General features: G+C 64.7%; 14 protein-coding genes. 12 read left to right on the forward strand and 2 right to left on the reverse strand.

Features of this window, described 5'->3' with window-relative positions; genetic code table 11:
- Positions 1–3: 3 nt before the first annotated feature.
- The 7 genes from odhB to ACOZK4_RS26650 all read left to right on the forward strand — a co-directional run bounded on the left by odhB (position 4) and on the right by ACOZK4_RS26650 (position 5,699).
- On the forward strand, positions 4–1,233 hold the full coding sequence (gene odhB, locus ACOZK4_RS26620; protein ID WP_421594656.1) for a 2-oxoglutarate dehydrogenase complex dihydrolipoyllysine-residue succinyltransferase: 1,230 nt from the start codon (positions 4–6) through the stop codon (positions 1,231–1,233).
- A gap of 75 nt (positions 1,234–1,308) precedes the next feature.
- A complete protein-coding gene (locus tag ACOZK4_RS26625) occupies positions 1,309–1,734 on the forward strand; it encodes an MAPEG family protein (protein WP_421594657.1) in 426 nt (141 codons plus the stop codon).
- 33 nt (positions 1,735–1,767) lie between these two features.
- The gene (locus ACOZK4_RS26630; RefSeq protein ID WP_421594658.1) at positions 1,768–2,412 is read left to right on the forward strand and encodes a LysE family translocator; all 645 of its coding nucleotides are present in this window, start codon (positions 1,768–1,770) and stop codon (positions 2,410–2,412) included.
- Positions 2,413–2,415: 3 nt separating this feature from the next.
- Entirely contained in the window at positions 2,416–2,904 is a 489-nt protein-coding gene (locus ACOZK4_RS26635) for a hypothetical protein (RefSeq protein WP_421594659.1), read from the forward strand.
- Positions 2,901–3,653, forward strand: a complete 753-nt coding sequence (locus ACOZK4_RS26640) for an SDR family oxidoreductase (RefSeq protein ID WP_421594660.1) — start codon at positions 2,901–2,903, stop codon at positions 3,651–3,653. The genes ACOZK4_RS26635 and ACOZK4_RS26640 overlap by 4 nt, the downstream gene beginning before the upstream one ends.
- 23 nt (positions 3,654–3,676) lie before the next feature.
- Positions 3,677–5,083, forward strand: coding sequence for a dihydrolipoyl dehydrogenase (gene lpdA, locus ACOZK4_RS26645; protein WP_421594661.1), 1,407 nt, complete (start codon positions 3,677–3,679; stop codon positions 5,081–5,083).
- A gap of 115 nt (positions 5,084–5,198) precedes the next feature.
- On the forward strand, positions 5,199–5,699 hold the full coding sequence (locus ACOZK4_RS26650) for a DUF2867 domain-containing protein (RefSeq protein ID WP_421594662.1): 501 nt from the start codon (positions 5,199–5,201) through the stop codon (positions 5,697–5,699).
- On the opposite strand, the gene ACOZK4_RS26655 is transcribed toward ACOZK4_RS26650, so the two are convergent.
- A complete protein-coding gene (locus tag ACOZK4_RS26655; RefSeq protein ID WP_421594663.1) occupies positions 5,683–6,762 on the reverse strand; it encodes a TraB/GumN family protein in 1,080 nt (359 codons plus the stop codon). The genes ACOZK4_RS26650 and ACOZK4_RS26655 overlap by 17 nt on opposite strands.
- A 63-nt stretch (positions 6,763–6,825) precedes the next feature.
- Positions 6,826–7,761 carry a tyrosine recombinase XerC gene (locus ACOZK4_RS26660; protein WP_421594664.1) on the reverse strand — a complete coding sequence of 312 codons (936 nt, stop codon included), beginning with the start codon at positions 7,759–7,761 and terminating at the stop codon, positions 6,826–6,828.
- A gap of 147 nt (positions 7,762–7,908) precedes the next feature.
- Between ACOZK4_RS26660 and ACOZK4_RS26665 the strand changes: the two genes are divergently transcribed.
- From ACOZK4_RS26665 to atpA, 5 genes are all read left to right on the forward strand, one after another.
- On the forward strand, positions 7,909–9,045 hold the full coding sequence (locus ACOZK4_RS26665; protein WP_421594669.1) for an AAA family ATPase: 1,137 nt from the start codon (positions 7,909–7,911) through the stop codon (positions 9,043–9,045).
- A 57-nt stretch (positions 9,046–9,102) separates the two neighbouring features.
- A complete protein-coding gene (locus tag ACOZK4_RS26670; RefSeq protein WP_421594665.1) occupies positions 9,103–11,307 on the forward strand; it encodes a primosomal protein N' in 2,205 nt (734 codons plus the stop codon).
- A gap of 104 nt (positions 11,308–11,411) precedes the next feature.
- The gene (locus ACOZK4_RS26675; RefSeq protein WP_421594666.1) at positions 11,412–11,795 is read left to right on the forward strand and encodes a DUF4345 domain-containing protein; all 384 of its coding nucleotides are present in this window, start codon (positions 11,412–11,414) and stop codon (positions 11,793–11,795) included.
- Between the two features lie 259 nt (positions 11,796–12,054).
- Complete coding sequence (locus ACOZK4_RS26680) at positions 12,055–12,621, forward strand: F0F1 ATP synthase subunit delta (protein WP_313529479.1); 567 nt, start codon at positions 12,055–12,057, stop codon at positions 12,619–12,621.
- The coding region (gene atpA / locus ACOZK4_RS26685; RefSeq protein WP_421594667.1) for a F0F1 ATP synthase subunit alpha at positions 12,621–13,957 on the forward strand (1,337 nt) is incomplete at its 3' end. The genes ACOZK4_RS26680 and atpA, both read left to right, overlap by 1 nt.

Genomic DNA, 13,957 nt, shown 5'->3' on the forward strand with positions numbered 1-13,957 from the left:
CTCATGGCTACCGAAATCCGCGTCCCGACTCTGGGCGAATCCGTCAGCGAAGCCACCGTCGGCACCTGGTTCAAGAAGGTCGGCGACGTCATCAAGGCTGACGAGCCGCTCTGTGAGCTCGAAACCGACAAGGTGACGATCGAAGTGCCGGCACCCGCCTCCGGCGTGCTCTCGGAAATCACGGCGAATGCCGGCGATACCGTCGCCCCGGGGGGCCTGCTCGGCCAGATCTCCGAAGGCGCCTCCGCCGGTGCGGCCGCTCCTGCCGCTGCCGAAAAGGCCGTCGCCGCTGCTCCGGCGGCTGAAGCCAAGCCTGCCGCTTCCGCTGCCATGCCGGCCGCGCCGGCTGCCGCCAAGCTGCTTGCCGAAAACAACCTCTCGGCCGATCAGGTCGACGGTTCCGGCAAGCGCGGCCAGGTGCTGAAGGGCGATGTCATCGCCGCCGTCGCCAAGGGCATCGTGGCCTCGACACCGGCCGCTGCCGCTGAACCTGTCAAGGTCGTCGCCCGCGCGGCGTCCTCGGAAGCCGATGCGCCGCGCGAAGAGCGCGTGAAGATGACGCGCCTGCGCCAGACGATCGCCAAGCGCCTCAAGGATGCCCAGAACACCGCCGCCATGCTGACCACCTACAACGAGGTGGACATGTCGGCCGTCATGGACCTGCGCAACCGCTACAAGGACCTGTTCGAGAAGAAGCATGGCGTGAAGCTCGGCTTTATGGGCTTCTTCACCAAGGCCGTGACGCACGCACTGAAGGAACTGCCGGCCGTCAACGCCGAGATCGACGGCACCGATATCATATACAAGAATTACTGCCACATCGGCGTCGCCGTCGGCACGGACAAGGGCCTGGTGGTTCCCGTCGTGCGCGATGCCGACCAGATGTCGATTGCCGAAATCGAAAAGGATATCGGCCGCCTCGGCAAGCTCGCTCGTGACGGCGCGCTGTCGATGGCCGACATGCAGGGCGGCACGTTCACCATCTCGAACGGCGGCGTCTATGGCTCGCTGATGTCCTCGCCGATCCTGAACGCCCCGCAGTCCGGCATCCTCGGCATGCACAAGATCCAGGAGCGCCCGGTCGTCGTCGGCGGCCAGATCGTCATCCGTCCGATGATGTATCTCGCGCTCTCCTATGACCACCGCATGGTCGACGGCAAGGAAGCCGTGACCTTCCTGGTGCGCGTCAAGGACAGCCTGGAAGATCCGGAACGTCTGGTTCTCGATCTCTGATCTTCAACGGGTCTCAGGCCGTCCCGATCCACGGGGCGGCCTTTTACCGAACCAAAGCCAAGAAGCGCAATCGCCATGGACGTGTCCTCCCTTTCCGTCTCTCCCTTCCTGCCCATGGTCGGCTGGAGCGCCGTGCTGCTGATCGTCCATGTCCTGTTGCAGGCCTTCACGACGAGCGCGGAAGCATCGAAGACGCTGGGCGCATCGTGGAATCCGGGACCGCGCGACGTGGACTTTTCGCCTTCCGGCAAGGTTGCCGGCCGTGCGGCGCGGGCATCCGCCAATTTCCGGGAGACCTATCCGGCCTTCGTCGCGCTTGCATTGGCGCTGGTGCTGAAGGGGGATGCTTCGGGCTGGGGGATTACCGGCGCGTGGTTGTGGTTTGCCTGCCGCGTCGCCTACATTCCGCTTTATCTGGCCGGTGTCGCCTATGTCCGCTCGCTGGCATGGGTGCTGTCGATGATCGGCCTTACCATGATGCTGCTGGCGCTGGTCTTTTGACGGCCGTTCGCGCCTGAAAACGGAGACGATGCGATGCATTCCTATCTGATCGAACTCGCCTCGCTGATGGCGATCTTTGCCTTCGCAATCGTTTCGCCGGGCGCCGACCTCGCCATGGTCATGCGCCAGTCGCTGGTGCAGGGCCGCCGCGCCGCCGTGATCACGTCCTTCGGCATCGGTGCGGCGCTGATGGTGCATGTCAGCTACACGATCCTCGGCCTCGGCCTCATCATTTCCCAGTCGATCTACCTCTTCAACATCGTGAAGTGGTGCGGCGTCGCCTATCTCGTCTATATCGGCATCAAGGCGCTGCGTGCGGGCAAGGCGGACCTTTCCGCCGAGGCCGTGAAGGCCGGCGGTGAGGCGAAGGTGGAGCAGTCGGCGCTCAGGGCCTTCGGCCTCGGCTTCCTCGCCAATGCGCTGAACCCCAAGGCGGTATTCTTCTTCCTGTCGATCTTCTCGACGGTCGTCAGCGCCCATACGCCGATCGCCATCAAGTTCGGCTACGGCCTCGTCATGGCGACCTGCCTCATCGCCTGGTTCGTCGGCGTCTCGCTCTTTATGACGACGCCGCGCATGCGCGCCGCTTTCTCGCGCGCCAGTCAGTGGATCGACCGCACCAGCGGCCTCGTCTTCATTGCGCTCGGCATCAAGCTCGCGACGGAAAAGGCCCACTGAGCCATGCGCGGCGCCCTCGTCCTCATCGGTCTGCTTGTCGCGACCGCCGCCTCTGCGGCGGAGTGCCGGCAGGACCACGCGATCTATGCGGATCGCGACGGGGACTATGAGTTGACTTTCGAAACGGTTGGTTCCGATGCTGCCGCAACCAGCCACCATTTCAAGCTGAAGATTCTCGCAAGCGGCGTCGTGCTCAACGGTATCGTCATGCCGGGCGATCCGGCTCGCTCGAACGGCATGATCATGCACAATTGCCCCGAGGGTGACGTGACCGGCGAGGAAATCGCCGCCTGCACCGTCTGGGAAGGCGTGATCTACACGCTCGACGTGGCGGGCGACGCGAACCTTGTGCCCGATCAAGGCGCCAAGGCGGCGCAAACCCTGCTGCTCTCGGGCTTCGGCCCGTCGCTGCGCTATTCGGCGCTGTGGGACCAGGGCAAGGCGAAGGTCGTGCCGCAGGATGTCTTCCGGCAGAAGGGATGCACGGCATGACGGAAGCCCCCGTTCTCCTCGTCACCGGCGGTAGCCGCGGCATCGGCGCCAGCGTCTGCCGCATGGCGGGTGCCGCCGGCTGGCAGGTCGCGGTGAACTATGTCGCCAATCTCGAAGCCGCCGAGGCGGTGGTCGCGGACATCCACGCGGCCGGCGGGTCGGCGATCCCGGTTCAGGGCGATGTCGGCAGCGAGCTTGGCCTTGCCAATATCTTCTCCACCATCGACGGCACCTTTGGACGGCTCGATGGTCTCGTGAACAATGCCGGCATCGTGGCGACGCCGCAGCGCGTCGATGAAATGTCGTCCGAGCGGCTGGAGCGCATGTTCGCCGTCAATGTCATGGGTTCGATCCGTTGCGCGCAGGAGGCCGTGCGCCGCATGTCGACGCGCCATGGCGGCAAGGGTGGCTCCATCGTCAACCTTTCGTCAGTCGCCGCGCAGTTGGGTGCGGCCGGGCAATATGTCGATTATGCCGCCAGCAAGGGTGCCATTGAGAGCTTCACGATCGGTCTCGCCCGCGAAGTCGCGGCGGAGGGCGTGCGCGTCAATCTCGTGCGCCCCGGCATCATCGATACGGAAATCCACGCCTCCGGCGGCCTCCCAGATCGTGCGCGCGACATGGCGTCGCTCATCCCGATGCAGCGGCCGGGCACGGCCGATGAAGTCGCGCAATCCATTCTCTATCTTCTCTCCGATGCGGCATCCTATGTGACGGGTGCCGCCCTCAACGTCAGCGGCGGCCGCTAGGCCCCGTGCAGGAAGGACTTGTCATGGCATATGATCTCATCGTTATCGGTTCCGGCCCCGGCGGCTATGTCTGCGCCATCAAGGCGGCACAGCTCGGCCTGAAGGTCGCGGTCGTCGAAAAGCGCGCCACCTATGGCGGCACCTGCCTCAATGTCGGCTGCATCCCCTCCAAGGCGCTGCTGCATGCCTCGGAGACCTACAGCCACGCCGCCCATGGCATGGATGCGCTCGGCATCGAAGGCGTGAAGCCCACGCTGAACCTCGCCAAGATGATGGCGCACAAGGATGCGACAGTGAAGTCGAATGTCGACGGCGTTGCCTTCCTGTTCAAGAAGAACAAGATCGACGGCATCCAGGGCACCGGCAAGGTGCTGGGCGCGGGCAAGGTCTCCGTCACCAATGAAAAGGGTGAGGAGCAGGTCCTTGACACGAAGAACATCGTGATCGCCACTGGTTCCGACGTCGCCGGCATTCCGGGCGTCCCGGTCGAGATCGACGAGAAGGTCATCGTCTCCTCGACGGGCGGCATCGCGCTCGACAAGGTGCCGGGCCATCTGGTCGTCGTCGGCGGCGGCGTCATCGGCCTTGAGCTCGGCTCGGTCTGGGCCCGCCTCGGCGCCAAGGTCACGGTTGTCGAATATCTCGACACCATCCTCGGCGGCATGGACGGCGACGTCTCCAAGCAGTTCCAGCGCATGCTCGCCAAGCAGGGCATGGACTTCAAGCTCGGCGCTAAGGTGACGGGCGTCGAAAAATCCGGCTCCGGCGCCAAGGTGACCTTCGAGCCGGTCAAGGGCGGTGAGGCCACCACCATCGACGCCGATGTCGTGCTGATCGCCACCGGCCGCAAGCCCTACACCGAAGGCCTCGGCCTCAAGGAAGCCGGCGTTGCGCTCGACAACCGCGGCCGCGTCGAGATCGACAAGCACTTCCAGACCAATGTCCCCGGCATCTATGCGCTCGGCGACGTCGTGCGCGGTCCGATGCTCGCCCACAAGGCGGAAGACGAGGGTGTCGCCGTCGCCGAAATCCTCGCCGGCCAGGCCGGCCATGTGAACTACGACGTCATCCCCGGCGTCGTCTACACCCAGCCGGAAGTTGCCTCCGTCGGCAAGACCGAGGAAGAGCTGAAGGCCGCAGGCGTAGCTTACAAAGCCGGCAAGTTCCCCTTCACCGCCAACGGTCGCGCCCGCGCCATGCTGGCGACGGACGGCTTCGTGAAAGTTCTCGCCGACAAGGAGACCGACCGCGTTCTCGGCGTGCACATCGTCGGCTTCGGCGCCGGAGAGATGATCCACGAGGCGGCCGTGCTGATGGAATTCGGCGGTTCCTCTGAAGATCTCGGCCGCACCTGCCACGCCCATCCGACCATGTCGGAAGCCGTGAAGGAAGCCGCGCTGGCGACGTTCTTCAAGCCGATCCATATGTGATCGGACACCGAAGCGCGTTCGCTTCGGCTGGACATTTTTCAGGCGGCTGCGACAACCAGCCGCCTGTTTTCATTTGGCGAACCGGCGCAGCATGGAGACCACAAAGGATGGTTTCATGTCTCCGGTATCGCGACCCGTTTCCCTGCCGCACCCGCTGCTTCCCGCCGCCGACTGGGCGGACCGTTTCACGCTTGGCCTGCCGGTCGAGCACCTGACGGCGCGCGAGGCGGCGCGGTTGGCGCTGGAGCATCCGCCGGGCTGGGTGCGCAAGCTGATGATGCTGCGCAATGCCATCGTGGCACCCTTCGGGCTGAAGGGCGCGGCGAAGGAGGTGAAGACCTCCGAGACGGAGGTCGGCGGTTTTCCGGTGGTGAGCGCGACCGATGAGCGCGTCGTGCTCGGCTTCGACGACCGGCATCTCGATTTCCGCATCGTCATTGACGTGCTGGCGGACCGGCCCTCCGGCCAGACCTTGAGCGTGATGACGCTCGTTCACCGCAACAACCTGCTCGGCCGGCTCTATCTCGCCGCCGTCATGCCGTTTCACAAGTTGATCGTGCGCACCATGCTGTCGGGCATCGGCCGGCGGGCGCGGAAGCTCAATTCACCGCGGTAACGGTAAAGCCCTTCTTGCGCAGCAGTTCGACCACGCCTTCCGCGCCGGCGAGATGCAGCGCGCCGACGGCCATGAAGACATTGCCTTCATCGAGGATCGGCGTTGCGCGGTCGGCCATGGTGTGGTTGCGGTCGACGATGATGCGCTGTTCGAACTCGGCATAGGCGTCCGCGCCATCACCTTCGGGCGTGGCGGCGCGCATCATCGGCATGATCATGCCGGTATCGCCCGAGAGGTAGAGCTGGCTCATCGTCTCGATGACGTCCTTCAGGCCGTCCCCGAGGTCCACCGTCTGCACGAGGCCCTTGATCTGCGGCTCGACGGCGAGCGAATCCAGCGCGGAAATCTGCTCGATCAGCGTTTCCAGTCCCTTCAGTGTCTTGCCGTCGGCGAGCGCATTCTTGGCGAGCTGCTGGTCGAGGAAGGCGGCACCGGCGGTCTTGCGGGCGATTTCGCAGGCGGGCAGGGCGACGAAGCTCATCAGCATCCACGGCTTCATACGGCCGACGGCGGCAAGCGACAGGCCGCGGCCCTTCAGGCCCTTCTCCAGCTTTTCCTTTTCCTCGGGGTCAAGGAAATCGGTGATCGACTTACCGTCGGTGAACATGATGAGATCGGGCCGGGCCATCATCGCGGCGCCCGCCTTCTTCTCGTCGGTGATCTCGTCGGATTCGACGATGACGGTCGCGGCCTTCTCATAGGCGGTGCGGGCGGCCTCCGGCATGGCGAGCACGCGCGGATCCGTCACATGCATGGTGCCGAGCAGCCAGGAGGCGGGCTTGCCGTTCTTTTCGACCTTCCAGAAGATCGCCTTGCCGTTCGGCGTGGCGTCGGCCTCGGCGCGCAGCTTGGCGTAGCCGGCCGGATCGTCCTTCTCGTATTTCGTTAGCAGGTTGTTGCCGGTGCAGGTCGGCAGGTCTTCCGCCCGCGCCGGAGAAAGGCCGGCAAGCACGACGAGGAAGGAGAGGGCGATCAGCGCATGGATCGCGGCCATGAACCAGAGACCGGCATCGGCCAACCGGTCGGCAAGCAAAAGACGGCTCTTGTGAAGAAGGACTGTCATGGTCGAACTCCGTGTATTTTTCGCGGACCCTAGTCGCCTCATCCTCACAATCCCTTAACGGGATCAGGCGCGTGGATGCGCCCGGTCATATATTTCGAGCAATCGCGCCGAATCGACACCGGTATAGACCTGCGTCGTCGAAAGACTGGCGTGTCCGAGCAGTTCCTGAATGGTGCGCAAGTCGCCGCCGCCGGCGAGCAGATGGGTGGCGAAGGAATGGCGCAAAGCATGCGGTGTGGCGCTGTCCGGCAGGCCGAGCGCGCCGCGCATTTTCTGCATCTCGCGCTGGATGATGGCCGGTTGCAAGGGGCCGCCGCGCGCGCCGCGGAAGAGCGGTTTGTCCGCGCCGAGCGGGAAGGGGCAGAGCTTGATATAGTCCTCGACGCCTGATCGCGCCGGCGCGATCAGCGGCACGATGCGCGTCTTGTCGCCCTTGCCGGTGATGCGCAGCGATGTCGGGCTGCCGGCGAAATTCTCCGGCGTCAGCGAGAGGGCTTCAGAAATGCGCAGGCCGCAGCCATAGAGAAGGGTGAGCACGGCGGCATTGCGTACACGGATCCAAGGTTCCTCGGCAAGCTGCTCATTCGCATCGACGACGGCGATGGCCTGGCGGTCGGAGAGAGGTTTCGGCAGGGATTTCGGTTGTTTGGGCGAGCGCACGGCCGAGGCCCCGGCGGCATTGGCGAGGCCCTTGCGCTCAAGGTGGCGCAGGAAGGAGCGCAGGCCGGCAAGGCCGCGGCCGAGCGTGCGCGCACCCGCGCCATCGCGACGGCGGGCAGCGAGGAAGCCGCGCAGGTCTGCCGGGCGCAGATTGCCGATGTCCTTCAGGCGCGCGGGGGCGGCGAGATGCTGCGTCAGGAAGGCGAGGAACTGGCGGGTGTCGCGCTCATAGGCATCGAGCGTGTGGCCCGCGAGACGGCGCTCGTCGGCGAGCGAGGCAAGCCAGGCCTGCCGCTCGGCCAGCAGTGCGGGATCGGCGATGATGAGAAGTTCGGTCATGTCCTGCCTTCGCGGTTTGCCGCAGGATCGGTCATTTGCGTTAGGGTTTTGCTAACGTTCAGCCAAAAGGCTGGGCAAAGCGGGCTGCCTTCCTCTAGACACGGTGGGCTGTAAGAGAGCGCCGTGTTCAAGAAGCCGGGTGAAACCATGCTGCTGCGGTCGATGTCCGCCGAAAATTATCGCTCCCTGCGCTCGATTCGTATGGATCTCGGGCGGGTGAACCTGTTCGTCGGCGAGAACGGTGCCGGAAAATCGAACCTCTACCGGTCGCTGCAATTGGTGCAGGCGGCGGTGCGCGGAACCTTTGCGCATGAAATCGCGGCGGAGGGCGGCATGGCCTCGGCGCTCTGGACGGGCAAGCGGCGTGCGAACGAGCCGGTGCGCATCCGGCTCGAAACCGAGCTTCTGGACGAGGAGCGGGCGATCACCTTCCGCTACCGCGTCGAGGCGGGGCTGCGGCCGCCGATCGATGCGGCGGGTTTTGCTTTCGAGCCGCAGGTCAAGGCCGAGGAACTGACCATCGAGACTGGCCGCCGGCCAGTGACGATGATGAAGCGCGCAGGGCCAGGCATCATGGTGCGCAGCGAGGCGGGCCGGATGACGGAGTATCCCGAGCAGGCGCTGACATCCGAAACGGCCATCGCGCTGCTCGGTGATGCCGGCCACTATCCTGAAGTCGGCACGTTTCGCCGCGCCCTTTCGCAGTGGCGCTTCTTCCATGGTTTCCGCTCGGATCGCGATTCGGCGCTGCGCCAGCCCTGCCTCGCCGTCACCGCGCCCTTGCTCGATCAGGACGGGACGAATATGGCGGCGGTCTTCGCAACGCTGAAATGGACCCGAGGAGACACGGTCGATCTCGACCGGGCCGTGGCGGATGCTTTTGGCGGGGCGCGATTGTCTGTGCCGGAGCCGGAGGAGTTCGCCTCCTATGGTTTGATCTTCCCGCAATTTCCGCAGCGTGTCTTCAAGCCGCGCGAGCTTTCCGACGGGCAGATCCGCTTCCTCGCGCTGGCTGCGGCCCTTCTCTCCTATCGCACGCCGCCGCTGATCGCGCTCAACGAGCCGGAGGCGAGCCTCCACCCCGACATGCTGCCGCCGCTGGCAGAAATGATCGCGCGCGCCGCGCAGTCGAGCCAACTGTGGATCGTCACCCATTCGGAGCGGCTGGCGCAGGAGGTGGAGACGCGCTGCGGTGTCAGGGCGAAACGCGTGGTGCGCCATGACGGGGCGACCTGGATCGACGGCATGCGGCTGACCGGCGCGATGGATGACGATGACGAATGAGGCGGCCGCCATCTTTGCGGTTTTCTTCCCGTGGCCATGGAGGCATGGTCGCGGTTCATGAGCAGCGATTCGACCAACCTTTTCGGAGACAGGCTTTTTTTGCGCACGGTGCCCGTCATGGTGCCGGTGCCCACGCCCGTGCCCTATTCCTATACGGTCCCCGAGGACATGGCCGTCCAGCCAGGCTCCATCGTGCAGGTGCCGCTCGGGCCGCGTCTGGTTCCGGGCGTCGTCTGGGATGGCGGGGATGACGGCAAGGTCGATCCGAAGAAGCTCAGGCCGATCGAGAAAGTCTTCGATTGCCCGCCGCTGTCGAAGGAGATGCGCGATTTCCTCGATTGGGTGTCCGCCTATACGGTGACGCCGCCGGGTCTCGTCACCCGCATGGCGTTGCGCGCGCCGACCGCTTTCGATCCCGAACCGATGATCGAAGGCCTGCGCTTTACCGGCCACCGGCCGGAGCGGCTGACGAGCGCGCGCGAGCGCGTGCTGGAAATGGTCGAGGATGGTATTGCCTGGACCAAGTCCGGCCTCGCCCACGCCTCGGGCACCTCAACGAGCGTCATCGACGGGTTGATGAAGCAGGGCACGTTCGAAACGGTCTTCCTGCCGCCGCCGCCTGTGGTGGCCGCACCCGATCCGGACTATGCCGCACCCCGGCTCGAGGGGCCGCAGACCGACAGTGCGGCGGAGCTGGTGGAGAGCGTGCAGAAGGGCATCTTCTCGGTCTCGCTGATCGACGGCATCACCGGTTCGGGCAAGACGGAGGTCTATTTCGAGGCGATTGCAGAGACGCTGAGGCGCGGCAGGCAAGTGCTCATCCTCCTGCCCGAAATCGCGCTGACGGCGAGCTTTTTGGAGCGTTTCCAGGATCGCTTCGGCGCAAAGCCCGCCGAATGGCACTCGGATCTCGCGCCGCGCATGCGCGAACGCGTGTGGCGGCAGGTGACGACGGGGGACGTGCGGGTGGTGGCGGGCGCGCGCTCGGCGCTGTTCCTGCCCTTCGAAAACCTCGGCCTCATCATCGTCGATGAAGAGCACGACCCTGCTTACAAGCAGGAAGACCGTGTCTTCTACAATGCGCGCGATATGGCGGTGGTGCGCGCCCGCATCGGCGATTTCCCGGCCGTGCTGGTTTCGGCGACACCGTCGGTCGAAAGCCGGGTCAACAGCGATGTTGGGCGCTATCGCAAGCTGCATCTGCCGACGCGTTATGGCGATGCGGCGCTGCCGGACCTCCATCTCGTCGATATGCGCCGCCACCCCCCGGCGCGCGGCGGTTTCCTGTCGCCGATCCTGTTGCGCGGCATCCAGCGCACCATCGAGAAGGAGGAGCAGGCGCTGCTCTTTCTCAATCGCCGCGGTTATGCGCCGCTGACGCTCTGCCGGGTCTGCGGCCACCGCTTCCAGTGCCCGCAATGCTCAAGCTGGCTGGTGGAGCACCGGTTCCGCGGCCAGATCCAGTGCCATCATTGCGGCTATGCCGAGCGCACGCCCGAGGCCTGCCCGGAATGCGGCACCTTCGACCACCTCGCGGCCTGCGGGCCGGGGGTGGAACGTATTGCGGAGGAGGTGGAAAAGCACTTTCCCGAGGCGCGCACCATCGTGCTCTCCTCCGACCTGATGGGCGTGAAGCGGCTGCGGCTGGAACTGGAGGCGATTGCACGCGGCGAGGCGGATATCGTCATCGGCACGCAGCTCGTCGCCAAGGGGCACAATTTCCCGCTGATGTCGCTGGTCGGCGTCGTCGATGCGGATCTCGGCCTGTCGAACGGTGATCCGCGTGCGGCGGAGCGGACCTTCCAGTTGCTCTCGCAGGTAACGGGCCGCGCCGGGCGATCGGGCCTCAAGAGCCACGGCCTCATCCAGACCTACCAGCCGGCGCATCCGGTCATGCAGGCCATCGTCTCGGGCGATGCGCAGGCGTTTTACGACCGTGAGATCGGCGAGCGGGAAAAGGCGCTGCTGCCGCCGTTCGGACGGCTGGCCTCGGTCATCGTCTCGGCCGACAGCCGCGCCGAGGCTGAAACGCATGCGCGTGGATTGCGGCAGGCGGCGCCGCAGGTCACCGGCATCTCCATTCTCGGGCCGGCGGAAGCGCCGCTGGCGCTGGTGCGCGGCCGACACCGGTTCCGCCTGCTGGTGCATGGCCGCAGAAACAGCGACATGCAGACCTTCCTGCGCACCATGCTCGCCAACGGGCCGAAGGAGCGTGCCTCGCTACAGGTGCAGCTCGACATCGATCCGCAGAGTTTCCTGTGATGGGGCGTGGTTAACAAAGACTTGTGCGAACTTTTGCCGTGCGCTTCTGCCTGTCCTGCGGCTGTGCGATAGAAGGCGGCGGGCAGTTCTGGAGACAAGCCGAGATGGAATTCTATATCCCCACCGAAACCGGCGAATTCCTCGCCTTCTGTGCGGCCATCGCCACGGGGCTCCTTGGCCTCTTCGGCCTTTTCGCTCCCGGCACGGCATTGAAGCTTGCAGGGTTGCAGCCGAAGGAGACGAGCCGCGAAGGTCTCGCCTTCGTGCGTTCGGCCGGCGGCTTCTATGCGGGGCTTGCCATCGTGGCGCTGCTGATGGCGCAGAGCTGGATCTATATGGCGATCGGCGGCGGTTTTGCGCTTGCCGCCTTCGGCCGCATCCTGTCCCTGATGTCGGACGGCGCGTTCAGCGCGAAGAATCTTGTCGTGCTTTTCGTTCAGGCGGTGCTTGCCGCGCTGCCGCTCGGTTACGCCTTCGGCTTCCTCTAAGAGAAAAACGGCATATCCCGCTCCGCCTGCGCCAAAGCATAGTCCGCGCAGTCAACTTTTGCCTCGACTGTGGCCGACTTATGGCGCATTCCTGCGTCCGGCGTGTTGCGAGTCCCGGTTTCCTATGCTAGACGAACCGCGAATTCAGAAAAAGCGGGCGAAAAAGCCTGTGGGAGCTGAAGAATACCGCAACGATTTCAGAAGCTTAGGACCGTAGCTCCGCTACTGCCCTGTTTTCTGAATGAAAAAAGAGAAGCTTGTGCCCGTGGCAGACACATCCCAGCTCGTTTCCGGTGTTGCAGAAAGATACGCGTCTTCGCTTTTCGACCTTGCGCAGGAAGCTGGCTCCGCTGCCGCTGTCGGCGCCGATCTCGACCGTTTCCAGGCCCTGATCGATGAGAGCGATGACCTGAAGCGGCTGATCGTCAGCCCCGTCTTCTCCGCCGAAGATCAGACCAAGGCCATTTCCGCCGTTGCCGCCAAGGCCGGCATCACGGGCCTCGTGGCAAACTTCCTCAAGGTGGTTGCGTCAAATCGCCGCCTGTTCGCCGTTCCCGGCATGATCAAGGCTTACCGCGTCATCGCGGCCCGCGCCCGCGGCGAAATCACGGCCGACGTTACCTCGGCCCATGCGTTGACCGCAGCGCAGGAAACTGAATTGAAGGCGGCGCTGAAAGGCGTCACCGGCAAAGACGTGGCGATCGCCGTCACCGTCGACCCGTCCATTCTCGGTGGTCTGATCGTCAAGGTGGGATCGCGCCAGATCGATACGTCCCTTCGCACCAAACTCTCTACTCTTAAGCTTGCACTGAAAGAGGTCGGCTGATGGATATCCGCGCCGCGGAAATTTCCGCAATTCTCAAAGATCAGATCAAAAACTTCGGCAAAGAGGCGGAAGTCTCTGAAGTCGGTCAGGTGCTTTCCGTCGGTGACGGTATCGCCCGCGTTTACGGCCTCGACAATGTCCAGGCCGGTGAAATGGTCGAATTCCCCGGTGGCATCCGTGGCATGGCCTTGAACCTGGAAAGCGACAACGTCGGTGTCGTTATTTTCGGTTCGGACCGTGACATCAAGGAAGGCGACACCGTAAAGCGCACCGGCGCCATCGTGGACGTTCCGGTCGGTCCGGAACTGCTCGGCCGCGTCGTCGACGCGCTCGGCAACCCGATCGACGGCAAAGGCCCGATCAATGCCAAGCAGCGCTCGCGCGTTGACGTCAAGGCTCCGGGCATCATCCCGCGCAAGTCGGTTCATGAGCCGATGTCGACCGGCCTCAAGGCCATCGACGCCCTCATCCCGGTCGGCCGCGGCCAGCGCGAGCTCGTCATCGGCGACCGTCAGACCGGCAAGACCGCCATCATTCTGGACACGATCCTGAACCAGAAGGCCATCCACGACAACGGCCCGGACAGCGAGAAGCTGTACTGCGTCTACGTCGCTATCGGCCAGAAGCGTTCGACGGTTGCCCAGTTCGTGAAGGTTCTCGAGGAGCGCGGCGCTCTCCAGTACTCGATCATCGTTGCCGCAACGGCGTCCGACCCGGCGCCGATGCAGTATCTCGCACCGTTCGCCGGCTGCGCGATGGGTGAATACTTCCGCGACAACGGCAAGCACGCCCTCATCGGTTACGACGACCTTTCCAAGCAGGCCGTTTCCTACCGTCAGATGTCGCTCCTGCTGCGCCGCCCGCCGGGCCGCGAAGCTTACCCGGGCGACGTTTTCTACCTGCATTCGCGTCTCCTCGAGCGCGCTGCAAAGCTCAACGACGACATGGGCGCTGGCTCGCTGACGGCTCTGCCGGTCATCGAAACCCAGGGTAACGACGTTTCGGCGTTCATCCCGACCAACGTGATCTCGATCACCGACGGCCAGATCTTCCTTGAAACGGACCTGTTCTACCAGGGTATCCGCCCGGCCGTTAACGTCGGTCTGTCGGTTTCCCGCGTTGGCTCGTCCGCACAGATCAAGGCGATGAAGCAGGTCGCCGGCTCGATCAAGGGCGAACTCGCCCAGTATCGCGAAATGGCAGCCTTCGCTCAGTTCGGCTCGGACCTCGATGCTGCAACGCAGCGCCTGCTGAACCGCGGTGCACGCCTGACCGAACTTCTGAAGCAGCCGCAGTTCTCGCCGCTTAAGACGGAAGAGCAGGTCGCGGTGATCTT

Source organism: Shinella sp. M27 (genome assembly GCF_049199905.1).
Taxonomy (GTDB): domain Bacteria; phylum Pseudomonadota; class Alphaproteobacteria; order Rhizobiales; family Rhizobiaceae; genus Shinella.

Coding starts and splice junctions, on each gene's coding strand:
- odhB (WP_421594656.1), top strand. CDS start 4: ATGGCTACCGAAATCCGCGTCCCGACTCTGGGCGAATCCGTCAGCGAA.
- ACOZK4_RS26625 (WP_421594657.1), top strand. CDS start 1,309: ATGGACGTGTCCTCCCTTTCCGTCTCTCCCTTCCTGCCCATGGTCGGC.
- ACOZK4_RS26630 (WP_421594658.1), top strand. CDS start 1,768: ATGCATTCCTATCTGATCGAACTCGCCTCGCTGATGGCGATCTTTGCC.
- ACOZK4_RS26635 (WP_421594659.1), top strand. CDS start 2,416: ATGCGCGGCGCCCTCGTCCTCATCGGTCTGCTTGTCGCGACCGCCGCC.
- ACOZK4_RS26640 (WP_421594660.1), top strand. CDS start 2,901: ATGACGGAAGCCCCCGTTCTCCTCGTCACCGGCGGTAGCCGCGGCATC.
- lpdA (WP_421594661.1), top strand. CDS start 3,677: ATGGCATATGATCTCATCGTTATCGGTTCCGGCCCCGGCGGCTATGTC.
- ACOZK4_RS26650 (WP_421594662.1), top strand. CDS start 5,199: ATGTCTCCGGTATCGCGACCCGTTTCCCTGCCGCACCCGCTGCTTCCC.
- ACOZK4_RS26655 (WP_421594663.1), bottom strand. CDS start 6,762: ATGACAGTCCTTCTTCACAAGAGCCGTCTTTTGCTTGCCGACCGGTTG.
- ACOZK4_RS26660 (WP_421594664.1), bottom strand. CDS start 7,761: ATGACCGAACTTCTCATCATCGCCGATCCCGCACTGCTGGCCGAGCGG.
- ACOZK4_RS26665 (WP_421594669.1), top strand. CDS start 7,909: ATGCTGCTGCGGTCGATGTCCGCCGAAAATTATCGCTCCCTGCGCTCG.
- ACOZK4_RS26670 (WP_421594665.1), top strand. CDS start 9,103: ATGAGCAGCGATTCGACCAACCTTTTCGGAGACAGGCTTTTTTTGCGC.
- ACOZK4_RS26675 (WP_421594666.1), top strand. CDS start 11,412: ATGGAATTCTATATCCCCACCGAAACCGGCGAATTCCTCGCCTTCTGT.